The 14477-nt window shown below is 37.2% G+C and carries 10 protein-coding genes; 9 read left to right on the top strand and 1 reads right to left on the bottom strand.

The features are described from left to right. Window positions 1-28: 28 nt before the first annotated feature. From ppdK to EKM60_RS03125, 6 genes are all read left to right on the top strand, one after another. Window positions 29-2641, top strand: a complete 2613-nt coding sequence (gene ppdK, locus EKM60_RS03145; protein WP_125712362.1) for a pyruvate, phosphate dikinase — start codon at window positions 29-31, stop codon at window positions 2639-2641. A gap of 85 nt (window positions 2642-2726) precedes the next feature. Then, window positions 2727-3353: a CBS domain-containing protein gene (locus tag EKM60_RS03140; RefSeq protein WP_125712360.1), complete on the top strand. Its 627-nt coding sequence runs from the start codon at window positions 2727-2729 to the stop codon at window positions 3351-3353. A 429-nt stretch (window positions 3354-3782) separates the two neighbouring features. Further along, window positions 3783-4685 carry a metal ABC transporter solute-binding protein gene (locus EKM60_RS03135; RefSeq protein WP_125712358.1) on the top strand — a complete coding sequence of 301 codons (903 nt, stop codon included), beginning with the start codon at window positions 3783-3785 and terminating at the stop codon, window positions 4683-4685. Window positions 4686-4687: 2 nt separating this feature from the next. After that, on the top strand, window positions 4688-4798 hold the full coding sequence (locus tag EKM60_RS11095; RefSeq protein ID WP_164508302.1) for a putative metal homeostasis protein: 111 nt from the start codon (window positions 4688-4690) through the stop codon (window positions 4796-4798). Window positions 4799-4907: 109 nt separating this feature from the next. Further along, window positions 4908-5840, top strand: coding sequence for a ferrochelatase (gene hemH / locus EKM60_RS03130; RefSeq protein ID WP_125712356.1), 933 nt, complete (start codon window positions 4908-4910; stop codon window positions 5838-5840). Continuing rightward, on the top strand, window positions 5841-7157 hold the full coding sequence (locus EKM60_RS03125; protein WP_125712354.1) for an Nramp family divalent metal transporter: 1317 nt from the start codon (window positions 5841-5843) through the stop codon (window positions 7155-7157). It begins immediately after the preceding gene. A gap of 255 nt (window positions 7158-7412) precedes the next feature. Here EKM60_RS03125 and EKM60_RS03120 read toward each other — a convergent pair whose 3' ends face one another. After that, entirely contained in the window at window positions 7413-8561 is a 1149-nt protein-coding gene (locus tag EKM60_RS03120) for a MalY/PatB family protein (RefSeq protein WP_125712353.1), read from the bottom strand. A gap of 213 nt (window positions 8562-8774) precedes the next feature. Between EKM60_RS03120 and EKM60_RS03115 the strand changes: the two genes are divergently transcribed. The 3 genes from EKM60_RS03115 (at window position 8775) to EKM60_RS03105 (ending at window position 14431) form a co-directional block, all read left to right on the top strand. Next, window positions 8775-9833, top strand: a complete 1059-nt coding sequence (locus tag EKM60_RS03115; protein ID WP_125712351.1) for a permease — start codon at window positions 8775-8777, stop codon at window positions 9831-9833. A gap of 655 nt (window positions 9834-10488) precedes the next feature. Next, the gene (locus EKM60_RS03110) at window positions 10489-13431 is read left to right on the top strand and encodes an LTA synthase family protein (RefSeq protein WP_125712349.1); all 2943 of its coding nucleotides are present in this window, start codon (window positions 10489-10491) and stop codon (window positions 13429-13431) included. Between the two features lie 307 nt (window positions 13432-13738). Next, entirely contained in the window at window positions 13739-14431 is a 693-nt protein-coding gene (locus tag EKM60_RS03105) for a TVP38/TMEM64 family protein (RefSeq protein ID WP_125712347.1), read from the top strand. Window positions 14432-14477: the final 46 nt, after the last annotated feature.

The raw sequence follows: 14477 nt of genomic DNA, 5'->3' as shown, positions 1-14477 counted from the left end.
CATATTGATGACTAAGGAGATATATCTGATGAAACAAATTTATTTCTTTTCCGAGGGTAACAAAGACATGCGCCAGCTTTTAGGTGGTAAAGGAGCAAATTTAGCCGAAATGACTAGATTAAAACTCCCCGTTCCAGCGGGTTTTACGATCACCACTGAAGCTTGTCACGCATACCAAAGAAATAATAACGAACTCAGCGACAGTCTCATCCAAGAAATTGATAATGCATTGATTAAATTAAGCAAATACACAAATAAAAACTTTAATGATAAGGTTAATCCCCTTTTGATCTCAGTTCGTTCTGGTGCTGCAATTTCTATGCCTGGAATGATGGATACTATTTTAAATATCGGCTTGAATGACGAATCCGTTGTTGCTTTAGCAAAAATAACTAACAATGAACGCTTCGCTTATGACAGTTATCGCCGTCTGTTAGCTATGTTTGGTAATGTAGTCTACGGTATTTCTGAAGATATCTTTGATCAAGTTTTAACTGATACTAAAAAGGACAATAATTACAAATCCGACATTGAATTAACTACAGACGATCTAAAATCCATTGTAGAGCGTTTCAAAGAGATTTACACCCAAGATGCTCACAAGGCCTTTCCTCAAAATCCAGAAGAACAACTGCTAGCGGCGGTCAACTCGGTTTTCGAATCTTGGGACAACAATCGTGCTCGTGTTTATCGAAAACAAAATAACATCCCTGAAACTTTAGGAACAGCTGTAAATGTCCAAACAATGGTCTTCGGTAATGCTGGCGAGGACTGTGGTACTGGCGTTGCCTTTACTAGAAATCCTGCTACTGGAGACAAGGATCTCTTTGGTGAATATCTATTAAACGCTCAGGGTGAAGATGTTGTTTCTGGTGTCAGGACCCCTAAGCCAATCGACACTTTAAAATCATCAATGCCAGAAATATACGATCAATTCGCCGACATAGCTCAAAAGCTTGAAGACCACTATCAAGATATGCAAGATCTAGAATTTACGATCGAACATGGAGAACTTTTCCTATTACAAGCACGTGATGGTAAACGTACTCCGGAAGCAGCCGTTAAGATTGCCGTTGACCTCGTTAATGAAGGCTTGATCAACAAGAAAACTGCCATTAAACGCATTGATCCAGAATCAATCTCAGCCATGCTTCATGCTGACTTTGACAAAGCAGAATTGAAGAAGCATAATTCCCTAACGACTGGGCTACCAGCCTCACCAGGCGCTGCCAGTGGACAGATTTATTTCACAGCTGAAGAGGCCAAAAATGCTCACGATGACAAACATCAAAAAGTAATCTTAGTTCGCCAAGATACTTCTCCTGAAGATATCGAAGGTATGGTCGTTAGTGAAGCTATCGTTACTTCACGTGGCGGTATGACATCGCACGCGGCCGTTGTAGCTAGAGGAATGGGTTCTACCGGCGTTGTCGGTGCGCATGAACTGCAAGTTGATTATAAGAATAAAGTTGCTAAGATCAACGATACAGTCCTCAAACCAGGTGATTGGATCTCAGTTGACGGTACCAAAGGTAAAATCTACTCTGGTCAAATTTCTACTAGTGAATCCGTAATTAAAGGTGATCTTTCGATTTTACTAGATTGGGCCAAAGAAATCAGCGATATGGGCGTTTATACTAACGCTGATACCCCAGCGGATTTCCAAAAAGCTCTCGACTTTGACGCTGACGGAATTGGTTTGACTAGAACTGAGCACATGTTCTTTAAGGCCGAAAGACTTCTACAAATGAGACGTCTCATTTTGGCTAAAGATGCTACCGGTAGAAAAGATCCACTTGAAAAATTACTTGCTATGCAACAAAACGACTTCTATGAAATTTATAAATTATCCGCCGGCAAATCAGTTACCGTAAGACTTTTGGACCCACCATTACATGAATTTTTACCTCACGATGCTAAAGAGATCAAATTAGTAGCCGATGAATTAAACGAAACAACTGAAAATCTCGAGAATCGCATTGACTCACTCAAGGAACTCAACCCTATGTTGGGACATCGTGGTGATCGTTTAGCAGTCACCTTCCCCGATATTTATCAAATGCAGGTCCGTGCAATCATCAATGCTGTCTTACGTCTAAAAGACGAAGGAATTGAGATCAAACCACATATCATGATTCCTTTAACAGATTCTAAGGCTGAAATGCAATGGGTCAGAAACTTGGTTGAAAACCAGATAAAAGAATTATCCACTGAAGTTGACTATCAAGTTGGTACGATGATGGAAATGCCTAGAGCCTGCGTAACCGCCAACCAAATTGCTGAAGTATCAGACTTCTTCAGCTTCGGTACTAACGATTTAACTCAATTGACCTTCGGATATTCTCGTGATGACGTCGGTTCATTCATGCCTGAATATATCAAACAAGGTATCCTACCTAACGATCCTTTCCAATCAGTCGATATCGAAGGCGTTGGAGAATTAATGAAAATGGCCGTAGATCGTGGACGTCAAACTAACAATCAACTACCTATCGGCGTCTGCGGTGAAGTTGGTGGCGATCCTAAGTCGATCCAATTCTTTGATAAGATCGGCGTAACGTATGTATCTTGTTCACCATATCGTATTCCTATTGCTAGAATTGCTGCAGCCCAAGCAACTATCAATAAAGAAGGTCAATAAGAAATATAACGTGATATTGCTAGTAAATATAATTATATATATAATGAGTATAAATTTACTTACCAGAAAATTTTGGAGAAATATCATGTACTTAACAAAAAGACAGAAACAAATAATTGAACTAACAAAAGAACAAAGCCCCATGACCAGCGAACAAATTGCTGAAAGACTCGATGTTCATGTCCCAACGATCCGTGGAGATCTGCGCTTACTGACCGCCGTTGAAATATTAAAATCACGTCCTAAAGTAGGCTACGAATTTTCTCAGATGCCAAAGTCCAGTTTAAATTTTGAAGAACTTTATGACAGTTCTATCGCAAATATCCTAAAGAAACCCACTTTCGTTCAAGCAAACACTACCCTGCAGGAATGCGTCAACATTCTATTTTTAAAGGACTCTGGCTCACTTTACGTCGTAGATGATGACAAAAATCTACTAGGCCTGATTTCCAGAAAAGATCTGCTATCAGTAACCGTAAATAACGCTGATACCGATTCAATGGTAGCCAGCATGGTCATGACAAGAATGCCTAACCTTATAACCGTAACTTCCGATATGACGATAATAGAAGTTGGAAAACTGCTCTTCCAACATGAAGTTGACTCATTACCAGTTACAGAAAAAGATGATCCAAAACAAGTCGTTGGAAAAATAACCAAAAATCGCATTTTCCAATACTTTGTTGAATTAGGACTCAAATACGAAAATTAGAGAGCGTAGCAAGGCGCTTAACTCTCGAGCATTACCTAGGATAATGAAAATAGCGGTCCATGCTATTATCATTATTCGTAGTAAGCGCAGAGAGTTGCCTTGCGTAGCTCATTTCGATTAGAGAGCGTAGCAAGGCGCTTAGCTCTCGAGCATTACCTAGGATAATGAAAATAGCGGTCCATGCTATTATCATTATTCGTAGTAAGCGCAGAGAGTTGCCTTGCGTAGCTCGTTTTGATTAGAGAGCGTAACAGGCGCTTAGCTCTCGAGCATTACAATGTACAACATCCACAATAGCCGATACCTATTCATCCAGGTATCGGTTTTTTAATACTCTTAAATTGTAAAGGATAATAATTACTATTTACAAATCTGCTGATTTTATATATTATTAAATAGTAATAATTACTGTTTAGAGGAGAAGCATATATGTTTTCAAAGAGATTCAAATTTTTGTTCACTATTATTGGGGCGATACTTTTAATGTTTAACCTGACCGCCTGCAGCAACAAGCAATCCAGCAATGGAAAAATAAAAGTCATCACTACCACCGATTTTTACGGTGAGGTTGCTAAAGCAGTCGTTGGCAACAAGGGGTCCGTTCAATCGATCATTGATAAGCCCGGTATTGATCCGCACGATTATGAACCAACTACTGGAATTGCCAAAGATGTATCTGGAGCTGACGTAACGATTGCTAATGGTCTTGGATATGATTCATGGATGAACAAGCTTACTAAAAATGATTCAGCAACGGATATTCTAGTTGGTGAAAATATCATGAAAAAGAAATCTGGAGCTAATCCACATCTTTGGTATGATCCACAAACTATGCCAAAACTAGCTACTTATTTAGCTAAAGAACTTGGTAAAAAACAACCTAAGAATAAAGCCTACTTTAAAAATAATGCCGAAAAATATATCAAATCACTTAAACCAGTCCAAAATGAATTGGATAACTTGAAGCAAACCGCAAAAGCCACTAATGATAAGGATGTATATGTTAGTGAACCCGTTTTTGACTACTCTATTGCAGATATGGGGTTCAAAATAGGCAATAAAGATTTTGAAAAAGCAATTGAAAATGGAACAGATCCTTCACCCCGAGTAGTCAAAAATATGCGCCAAGGTATAATAGAACAAAAAATTTCCTTTCTAGTGTATAATTCACAGTCCGACAGCAAAACCGTTGATAATATGGTGAAATTGGCCAATAAAAATAACATCCCCGTTTTAAAAGTAACCGAAACATTACCCGCTAATAAAACGTATAAAGAATGGATGTTGTCGCAATATAAACAACTAAATAAAATTCTTATTGAGGAGCAATAATCATGGCAGAAAAATTCGATAGAGCTAGTTCATTACGTCGTTTAAAATCTAAAAACATCAAAACTAGACGACGTGCTAAGAAAATTTTAAACGATATTAAACGTAAGAAGTAAATAAGAACCCGGACTTGCAAATGCAGGTCCGGGTTCTTATTTTATTACCATCAAATTTTATAAAATAATAGTTTATAATTGATTTATAGATATGGAGGGTTTGATAAATATGAAAAATGGTCTTCTATTAGTTAACTTAGGCTCACCTTCTTCACCAAAGACAGATGATGTAAAAACTTATCTCAAGGAATTTTTGAGTGACCAGAATGTTATCGAAATGCCAAAGGCCATTTGGCAGCCGATACTAAAAGGCATGATCTTGCCAACAAGATCGTGGCGTTCTGCCACATTTTACAAGCATATTTGGACCAAAAGTGGTTCTCCTCTGGTCGCCTATACTCAGATCATTCGTGATCAAGTCCAAAATTTATTGCCCGACTGGGAAGTCGAAATGGCTATGACTTATGGCACACCAAAAATCGTCGATACTTTAAAAAAAATGCACGATAACGGTTGTAACCAGACAGTTGTCATCCCCTTATTCCCCCAATACACACAGAGCACTCATAAGACGATCATCGATAAAGCTAAATCGGCTAATGTACCCATAAAGATAATCGAACATTTTTATGAAAAAATTGAATATCAAAAAATACTAGCGCAACACATTCAAAAGTCCATCAATGAATTTGAATATGATCAATTATTATTCAGCTATCATGGTATTCCTACCGCTATGGTAAAAAACGGTGATCCCTATCAAAAACAATGTGAAGAAACTACCACCGCAGTTTCAAAGCTGATAAATTTTCCAGATGAAAAAATAAAAACCGTTTATCAGTCTAAGTTTGGACCTATGCCTTGGTTAAAACCATATTTAAAAAATGAACTTTCTCAATTAGTCGCTGTCGGTAAACGTAACGTTCTCATCGTTACACCATCATTTATAGCCGATTGTCTAGAAACTTTAGAAGAAGACAATGTTCAAAATTATCAAAGTTTTAAAGCTAGTGGCGGTGACCGTTTCAAATTAGTCGAGCCAATGAACGATGATCCAAAATTCAGTCAATTTATCGCCAACCTAGCCTATGAGGCAAAGTAAATGGAGAAGAAAAGTCTTGAAGAAATAAATGAAAGTGTCAAAGTTCCCAGTGTTTATGAAGCGTCATTTTTTCAAAAGTTTTTAGCATACAGTGGTCCCGGAGCATTAGTAGCAGTCGGATATATGGACCCAGGAAACTGGCTGACTTCTCTTTCCGGTGGATCAGAGTATCGTTATGAACTGCTATCAGTTCTTTTAATGTCAATAATCGTGGCTATGTTTATGCAAATTTTATCGATCAAACTTGGCGTTGTTGCAAGACAAGATTTAGCTCAAGCAATTTCTGCTAAAATACCCAAGATAGGTCGTTATACACTTTGGATCATCAACGAACTAGCAATGGTAGCGACCGATATGACCGGCGTTATCGGTACCGCTGTGGCCTTAAAATTATTATTTGGTTTACCACTACTTTACGGAGTATTATTGACCATTTTAGACGTCCTAATCGTCCTGCTATTCTTAAGATTCGGGATTAGACGAATTGAATTTATTGTTTTACTTGCCATTTTGACAGTCGGCGTCATCTTTGGAATTGAGGTTTTCAGAGCTCATCCTAATACAGCCTCCATAATGAATGGATTGCTTCCAACAAATGATCTTTGGCAGAATCATAAAAAATTAGTTATCAGTTTAGGAATTATGGGAGCAACGATCATGCCACATAATATCTATTTACATTCATCACTGGCTCAAAGCAGGCGCTACGATCATAATGATCCCGCACAAGTAGATGAAGCTCTGCGCTTTGCTAAATGGGATTCAAATGTCCACCTAATAGCTGCTTTTTTCATCAATGCTTTATTGTTGATCCTCGGCGGTACGCTATTTTTCCATGCCAATAGTCAGCTAACTAATTTTGAAGATGTCTTCAATGGTTTGAATAATTCTCATATTGTTGGAACATTGGCAAGCCCTATCATGAGTGGATTATTTGCTTTCGCACTTCTCATAACAGGGTTGATCTCATCAATTACCAGTACTTTATCTGGTCAAATAGTTATGGAAGGATATCTCAATATTCGTTTACCCTTATGGCAAAGACGACTTTTGACCCGTTTTGTAACTTTGATCCCAATATTATTTATAGGTTTTGCCGTTGGCTTCAACGAACAGGATTTTGAAAATATGATCGTTTATGCTCAAATTGCTTTGAGTATTGCCTTACCGTTTACACTTTTTCCAATGATATTCTTGACTAGCAACAAAAAGTTAATGGGAAAACATGTTAATAGTAAACTCACCTTAATAGTGGGAATTGTTTTAACTACTATTATTACTTTATTAAACCTTAGATTGATCAGCTCTATTGTTTAATATCGATTAAAAAATACCTTCCAACCGCATAGTTTTGCGAATTTGGAAGGTATTTATATTTTATATATAAAACAAATCGAGCCGGAGAGCTTGGGGGAGTTAGTCAGCAGTGAAGATTCCGTTACGACACGGTTTTCCGTCGTTACGGAATAGGCGATTTCGAGATTTGCGACAGCAAAGCTCAAAATTGAGACATGAGACCAAGGCTCATGTCGGCCGCACAGCAGACCAACTCCCTCACGCTCGGAGACGCAATTAGTACGCTCTAATACCTGCCTTCAAACGATTCAACCCATCTTCCACAGTACTTATCGGACAAGCAATATTCAATCTCAAGAAGTCATGCCCATCACCACGATAAACATCACCCGAAGAAAGGTACAATCCTGTTTCCGATCTAATAAAATCTGCTAAATCTTTAGAATCATCAGAAACAGCTTTAGTGTCCATCCATAACAAATATGTCGCATCTGAAGGCACCAATTTCACCTCTGGTAATTCTTTTTCCAAAAAGCTTTGAACTAATTCCTTGTTCTTCAATATTTGTTGCTTCAATTCAGCGACCCAAGCATGTCCTTTTTCATATGCAGCAATAGTGACTGGAATTGCCATAGAGTTGGGTTCAGCTAGCTCTTCCGTGTTGATCCCGCGACTGACTTGGTTACGAAGATTTTCATTAGGCACAATGATCGTTGCAGCATGAATTGCAGCTACATTAAAAGTCTTACTTGGCGAAACACAGACCATCAGGTTTTTAATCAAGTCTTTGTCCAATGAAAAAGCTGGTGTATATGGACTAAAAGTAATATCACCATGAATCTCATCACTCAACAATTTAACATGATATTTATTACACAATTCAGCAATTTTTACTAATTCATCCCTACTCCAGACTTTACCAACTGGATTATGAGGATTACATAAGATCATCAAAGTTGTTAATGGATCTGATAATTTTTCTTCCAGATCTTTGAAATCAATTTGATAAGCTAAGTTATCAAAAACCAAATCATTAGAAACAACATGACGACCATTATTTACGATTGAATTATAGAAAATATTATAAACGGGTGCCTGAACTAAAACATTATCGCCCACAGACGTAACTCGTCTAACAATTGAAGAAATTGCTGGAACTACTCCAGTTACAAACATCATCCAATCAGTTTGTGGACGTGCATTGTGTTCACTTTCATACCAATCAGCTACGGCATTAAAGTAGTCACTTTGAGGTTCTTCATAACCAAAAATGGCCTGATCTGCCTTTTTATGCATTGCTTCAACAATTTCTGGAGCAGTTTTAAAGTCCATATCTGCGACCCACATTGGTAATTCATTAGGTTTAACGTCCCATTTTACTGAATCAGTTTTACGACGATCAATTGTATTTTTAAAATCGTACATTGAACAGCCTCCTTCTAGTTTATCGTTACATTTATTAAACACCTTCGAGCCCACTCCAAGTCAAAGAGTATTTCTAAAATATTGGCTAATTCCCTAAATTTGTGAAAAAGTACACGTTTTTTCGGAATCACGTAATAATTTAGTTTATAATAACCATTGTATGCAAGGGCATACATTTACATAAACATTCTTTGAGGGAAGAAGGAAAGAAATATGGACACACAGATTTCGCATAATCGGAATAAACAGCAAGTATTTTTTGCCATTTTATTCTTTGTTATCTTAGTTGCCGGAATCTCCTACGTAAAGTGGTGGCCTTACTATCAAAAGGCAATCGCCGCTGCTTCAACACATTCAGTAGGTGATTCTATCATCGCAGGAGTCGGTACTGCCACTGGGGGCGTATCGCTTAAAACTGGATTTTCATTCACGATAGCTTACTTCTTATCTGTTTGGAAAGCATTAGTTGTTGCACTTATTGTTGGTTCATTAGTACAAGTTTTATTACCTGTACGTTGGATCCGTCGTTATCTGGGAGGTACAAAGTTCAGAAATACACTAATTGGTACATTGATGGGTGTTCCAACTATGATGTGTACTTGCTGTTCTGCACCAGTTACAGTTGGATTAGCTAAATCAAAGGCTTCAGTAAACAGTATCATGGCCTTTTTCTTAGCGAACCCACTACTAAATCCAGCCACTTTGATCTTTATGGGACTGGTATTAGGATGGAAATTCACATTCTTTAGAATTGTCTTTGGTATCCTAATGGTACTTTGCATCGCTACTTTAGTAGGACGTTTAAGTACAAAGAAACAAGTTGAGGTTCCAGAAGGTGTCGATTTTGACCCTGTTGAAGAAAATACCGAAGGTTTACTAAAACGTTGGTGGAAGGCCTTTTACATATTAGTAATTGACAGTATTCCTGCTTACGTTGTTATTGTCTTTATCTTAGGTACTTTTGAAGGCGTTTTGTTCCCAGCAATTCAAGGCGGACTTAGCGGTGGTGTTGGTGCCGTTATCCTGTTTGCACTTGTTGGAACAATCTTCGTTATCCCAACCGCTGGAGAAATTCCAATTATTCAAGCTCTAATGGCATTAGGTCTAACTGCTGGTCCTACAGCAGCACTCCTTATGACCTTACCAGCTGTAAGTATCGTTTCATTGGCACTACTAAAACCTGTTCTTAGTTGGAAGAGTTTAGGAATCACAGCTGCCAGTGTCTTTGCTTTCGGTTTAGTTGCCGGATTAGTTGGTGCATTTATTTTATAGTCATACATTCCTGGGCCGCCTACGAAAATGAGTAATTCCACCTGTTATGCGACCAACGCAAGTCTGGGTCTTGTGTCTCGATTTTGAGCTTTGCTTGCGCAAATCTCAGAATCGTCGGTGGAGTAAAACTCCACTTGCACAACTGGTTCCATTACTCATTCTCTCCGGCTAAATATATATAAAATTGAAAATACTTCTTAGAGTATACTGTTTAAAAACGTATATCTAGGAAGTATTTTTTTCTCTTGAATTTACACTACTAAATGTACTAAATACCAAACTAGCCTGCGGCAGTGAGGTTGCCAGCCAGCAGTGAGAATTCCGTTATGACGGTGGTCTACCGGCGTTACGGAATCGACGATTTCGAGATTTGCGCAAGCAAAGCTCAAAATCGAGACATGAGACCAAGGCTCATGTCGATCGCACAGCAGGCCGGCAGCCTCACTACCGCAGACGGAATTACTACCCACTAATCCCCCGTTTGTAGACCATTTGTTCATAAAACAAAATACTTTTGATTTGCGGTTTGATAATTATTACAATAGTAATATACTTACATGATATAAATCGATAATTAATAAATAACCAATTCCAACACTAGAATGCAAAGTTATTAGTGCTGGAATTTTTATTATTGGGGGATGTTTTTTTTAATATGAGTTCTTTGAGGCAAAAGACCAGTTTAACCTGGTCAAAAGTTTTTTCAGTTTTATCCATCGTTATACTAAGTGGAGTATTTGTAACATCGTTCCATCTTCTAAGTGATCAAACCTATATGAACACTGGCTTTTGGGGCGTTTGGTTATTTAAGACCGTTACGGTAATAGCCACTCTGTTCATTCCAATACTGATCGGTATGGATTACAAGAAGAGCTCCAAAGTTCCAAATCGAAGTATTCTGTTTCTTTTGATCCTGGATCTTTTGATTCAGCTGACTACTCCGATTTTTAGTAATCAGATACTTTCACGTCCGGAAATGTATTTACTCCGCAGCAGTACTGGTATTTTCTTATCTTATATCGGTATTCTTTTGATTGGTCCTTTTATAATAGGTATCATTCAAAAGCATTCGATTCAAAAAATCAGACGGATTTTAATAATTATTTTTATTATTTTCATAGCTGCCAACATGATACTTGGCCAAGATATTATGGGATTCAGTCATGGTCAAAATCTTATCTGGTATCTTTACTTATTCGTTATAGGTTATTGGATCAGAAACGAAGACTGGTCAAATTTTTCTAAGTTAAAATTATCATTATTTTGGTTACTTTCTTTGATCGGTTCATTTATCTCGTCTTGGTTAACTACTAATAAGGTAAATTATGATCCTCATCACGGTATGACTCTAACCTCACACTACTTGGGAAGTATTATCAGCAGTCAGCCTTTGTTCTTGATCACAGCGGTTTTAAGTTTAATTATTTTAAACAAGATATTAAAGCAAACCGTCTACTTAAAGGTTTCTAATCTTTTCACTTTTGGTTTAGTTTTGATTTTAGCCAACAATCCTAAGCTAATGATCTTTAGTTTCTCTTGGATGCAAGACTTTATTAGTAAGGTCCCTGCTTTCTTAGGACTACTTGCAATTATTATTTTAGCGGCTGTAATAGTCTTATTGGTTCAATTTATCTATGCCAAACTAATTATTTTTAATAATGGCTTTAAACCATTTAAAAATTTCAGTTTTGATTTAACACATGCCAATAAATACTTAAAACGTATTGCTACAGCCTGGCACTTCTGGTTATTACTCGGTTTATCATGGCTGACGACCGTTATATCGATGAGTAAATTGTGGAATTGGGATATCAATATGACCCAATGGATCATTATTCATCGTGAACCGATCATCTTCATCAATGTCATCATTCTAATAGCAATTTTTGGTATTTTCTGGTCAATTTTAAATCGTTACTGGTATTCACTGATCATCACAATGACGGCCTATACTATCTGGTTGATCACCACATTTATCAAAATCGACTTCAGAGCTGAACCAATTTTGCCATCAGATATGTCGATGGTCACTTCCATATCTGAATTATTAAACATGGTTTCTCCTAAATTAATTATCGGTGCAATCATCGGAATAATTATACTGGCAATTTTGGCAGTCATTATTCAGCATAAAGATAAAAATAAGATTCATCTTGGATTCAGGATGCGCGGTCTTATCCTAGTACTGGCTTTACTTTCATTGGGTAGCTTTTTTACCGCCAATCATCCCAAAACTCCTATTGCATTACTACTAGAAGATATCGAGGATAAACCATATTTCTACGCCCAATTACGTGGTGCTAAGTTAAATGGTACTCTGTTGCAATTTGCTAACAATTTAGATGTTACTATCATGCAAAAGCCTGATGGATATTCTAAAGAGAAGATGGCACAACTTTCTAAGAAATACCAAAATGTCGCTAATAATATCAACAAAACACGTAATAACAGTGATATGAGTAAACAAACTGTCATCTTTAATCTTAGTGAGAGTTTCTCTGATCCAGCACGTGTGCCTAATTTGACGCTACATGGTAATCCAATTCCCTTTATTCGTCAGATGAAACAGCGCACTCCTGCTGGTGAAATGCTGACAAGTGGTTACGGTGGTGGTACAGCCAATATTGAATATCAAACTCTGACTGGACTTGCCATCAATAACTTCTCGCCAACTTTACCGACGCCTTATTCTCAATTAGTTCCTTATCAAAAAGTAGCCCCTGCTTTTACTGACTTATTCGATTACAAGACAGGTATTCATCCCTTCTCTGCTAACCTATACAGTCGTAAACAAGTTTATAAGAAATTCGGTTTCAACAAATTTTATCATCTGGTCGATGGCGATAAATTAACTTATACTGATAAAATCGAAAAGAGTCCATACATCTCAGATGAATCAGCTTATAAGCAAACATTGAAAGTCATGCAGGATCACCAAGGTGGACAGTTCATCAACTTGGTAACTATGCAAAACCACATGCCTTTTGACGATTACTATAAGAATAATGACTATTCTGTCAGTGGCACTGCTTATACAAATAACAGTCATAAACAACAGATCGAGAACTATACACAAGGAATTCACTATACTGATGTTGCTTTGAAACAATTCATTGAAGAAATCGATAAGATGGACCGACCAGTAACCTTTATCTGGTATGGTGATCACTTGCCAGGTCTATATAACGGTGATTCAATGCAGAAGTACGGTTTACAATTGCACGAAACTGATTACTTTGTTTATAGTAATAAATACAGTCGTCAGCAAAATTCTAGTTTACCTAAGACAAAAATTGTCAGTCCAAACAACTTTGCGGCAATGGCACTTTATAAAATGAATATGAAGGTTTCTCCATATTATGCCTTGCAGACTAAGGTTTATACTGACCTTCCAGCGATGACTTTAGATTCATTCAACTCTGCTAAAAATAATACTGTTAACTCAAGTTCAGAATATGTCGATAACAATGGTAAATTGGTTACCAACTTAAATAAACATCAAAAAGAGATCATGCACGATTATCAATTGATCCAATACGACATTACGGCCGGTAAGCAATACTCCTTAAAGAATGGTCTAATGCAGACACCAAAATAAAATTTTAAAACTAATTATTTGTCATAAAAAAAGTACAATGCTATATTTGTCATGTTGGTATGGATAAAAATACTTAGTCCTTTTGGTACAGATTCACTCCTATTTTGGAACTTTGTTTTTAACCTTGCTGGCCATACCAATACTAATAGATTAAAGTCCATTTCCCGATGAACCTTTAATCCTCAAAACACCACATATGTGGTGTTTTTTTAGTTCTATAGAAATTAGCATTGATAATATTTTTAGTTACTTTCACAAGCGACTATGCTAAGTTGAAATTAGACACAAAAATCTTGGGGGATCGTTAATGAAACTTTGGCATAAAGTAACTTTGACTACATTAGGCATTTTAATATTGATTGGACTATGTTTTGCCATCTGGAACAGCTATCGTGAAGTCATTGAGAGATTTGCCGCTTATGCCTTCGACCGTCAAACCCTGATCAATTTATTGAGGCACCAAGGTAAACATAATGTGATTTTATTTATAGCCGTAATAGCTATTGGTTCAGCCATTCCCGGAATGCCAATCGCGGCAGTAGCCGTACTGACAGGTGTTTGTTTCGGTAATTGGACCGGAGTATTTATCAACATTATTGGTATTTTCTTGGGAAATTTATTAGCTGTCTATATTCTCGGCAAGTTTCCCCACAAAGTAAAACCCAGCAAATTTCGTCCAATAGCTGACCATTTGAAAAACATGAATCATCCAAGACTGGGCCTAAGTATTGGATATGCAGTTCCCATGTTGCCAACCCTATTAGTAAATTACGCCGCCATAGAAATGCACATGTCACTACGTAATAAAGCTCTGTGCATTTTCATCGGATCAATCCCAGTCTCATTTCTATACGCCTTTGGTGGTAATGCTCTACTATTAGGAAATACAAAAACAGTTATCACTACCTTAATTCTGATCGTATTACTATTTAGCCTATATGAAATCATTCGCCGAGATCAAAGAATCATTAAATCTAAACTTCAAGAAAACGCTGAATAAGCCTTTCATCAAATAAGATGAGAGGCCTTTTTATTGCATAAAAAAA

Origin of the sequence: Companilactobacillus kedongensis (assembly GCF_003946625.1) — a bacterium.
In the GTDB taxonomy this organism is placed as follows: domain Bacteria; phylum Bacillota; class Bacilli; order Lactobacillales; family Lactobacillaceae; genus Companilactobacillus; species Companilactobacillus kedongensis.
The sequence above is the reverse complement of the archived record's forward strand: the minus strand, read 5'-3'. Positions and strand labels throughout refer to the sequence as shown.

Coding starts and splice junctions, on each gene's coding strand:
- ppdK (WP_125712362.1), top strand. CDS start 29: ATGAAACAAATTTATTTCTTTTCCGAGGGTAACAAAGACATGCGCCAG.
- EKM60_RS03140 (WP_125712360.1), top strand. CDS start 2,727: ATGTACTTAACAAAAAGACAGAAACAAATAATTGAACTAACAAAAGAA.
- EKM60_RS03135 (WP_125712358.1), top strand. CDS start 3,783: ATGTTTTCAAAGAGATTCAAATTTTTGTTCACTATTATTGGGGCGATA.
- EKM60_RS11095 (WP_164508302.1), top strand. CDS start 4,688: ATGGCAGAAAAATTCGATAGAGCTAGTTCATTACGTCGTTTAAAATCT.
- hemH (WP_125712356.1), top strand. CDS start 4,908: ATGAAAAATGGTCTTCTATTAGTTAACTTAGGCTCACCTTCTTCACCA.
- EKM60_RS03125 (WP_125712354.1), top strand. CDS start 5,841: ATGGAGAAGAAAAGTCTTGAAGAAATAAATGAAAGTGTCAAAGTTCCC.
- EKM60_RS03120 (WP_125712353.1), bottom strand. CDS start 8,561: ATGTACGATTTTAAAAATACAATTGATCGTCGTAAAACTGATTCAGTA.
- EKM60_RS03115 (WP_125712351.1), top strand. CDS start 8,775: ATGGACACACAGATTTCGCATAATCGGAATAAACAGCAAGTATTTTTT.
- EKM60_RS03110 (WP_125712349.1), top strand. CDS start 10,489: ATGAGTTCTTTGAGGCAAAAGACCAGTTTAACCTGGTCAAAAGTTTTT.
- EKM60_RS03105 (WP_125712347.1), top strand. CDS start 13,739: ATGAAACTTTGGCATAAAGTAACTTTGACTACATTAGGCATTTTAATA.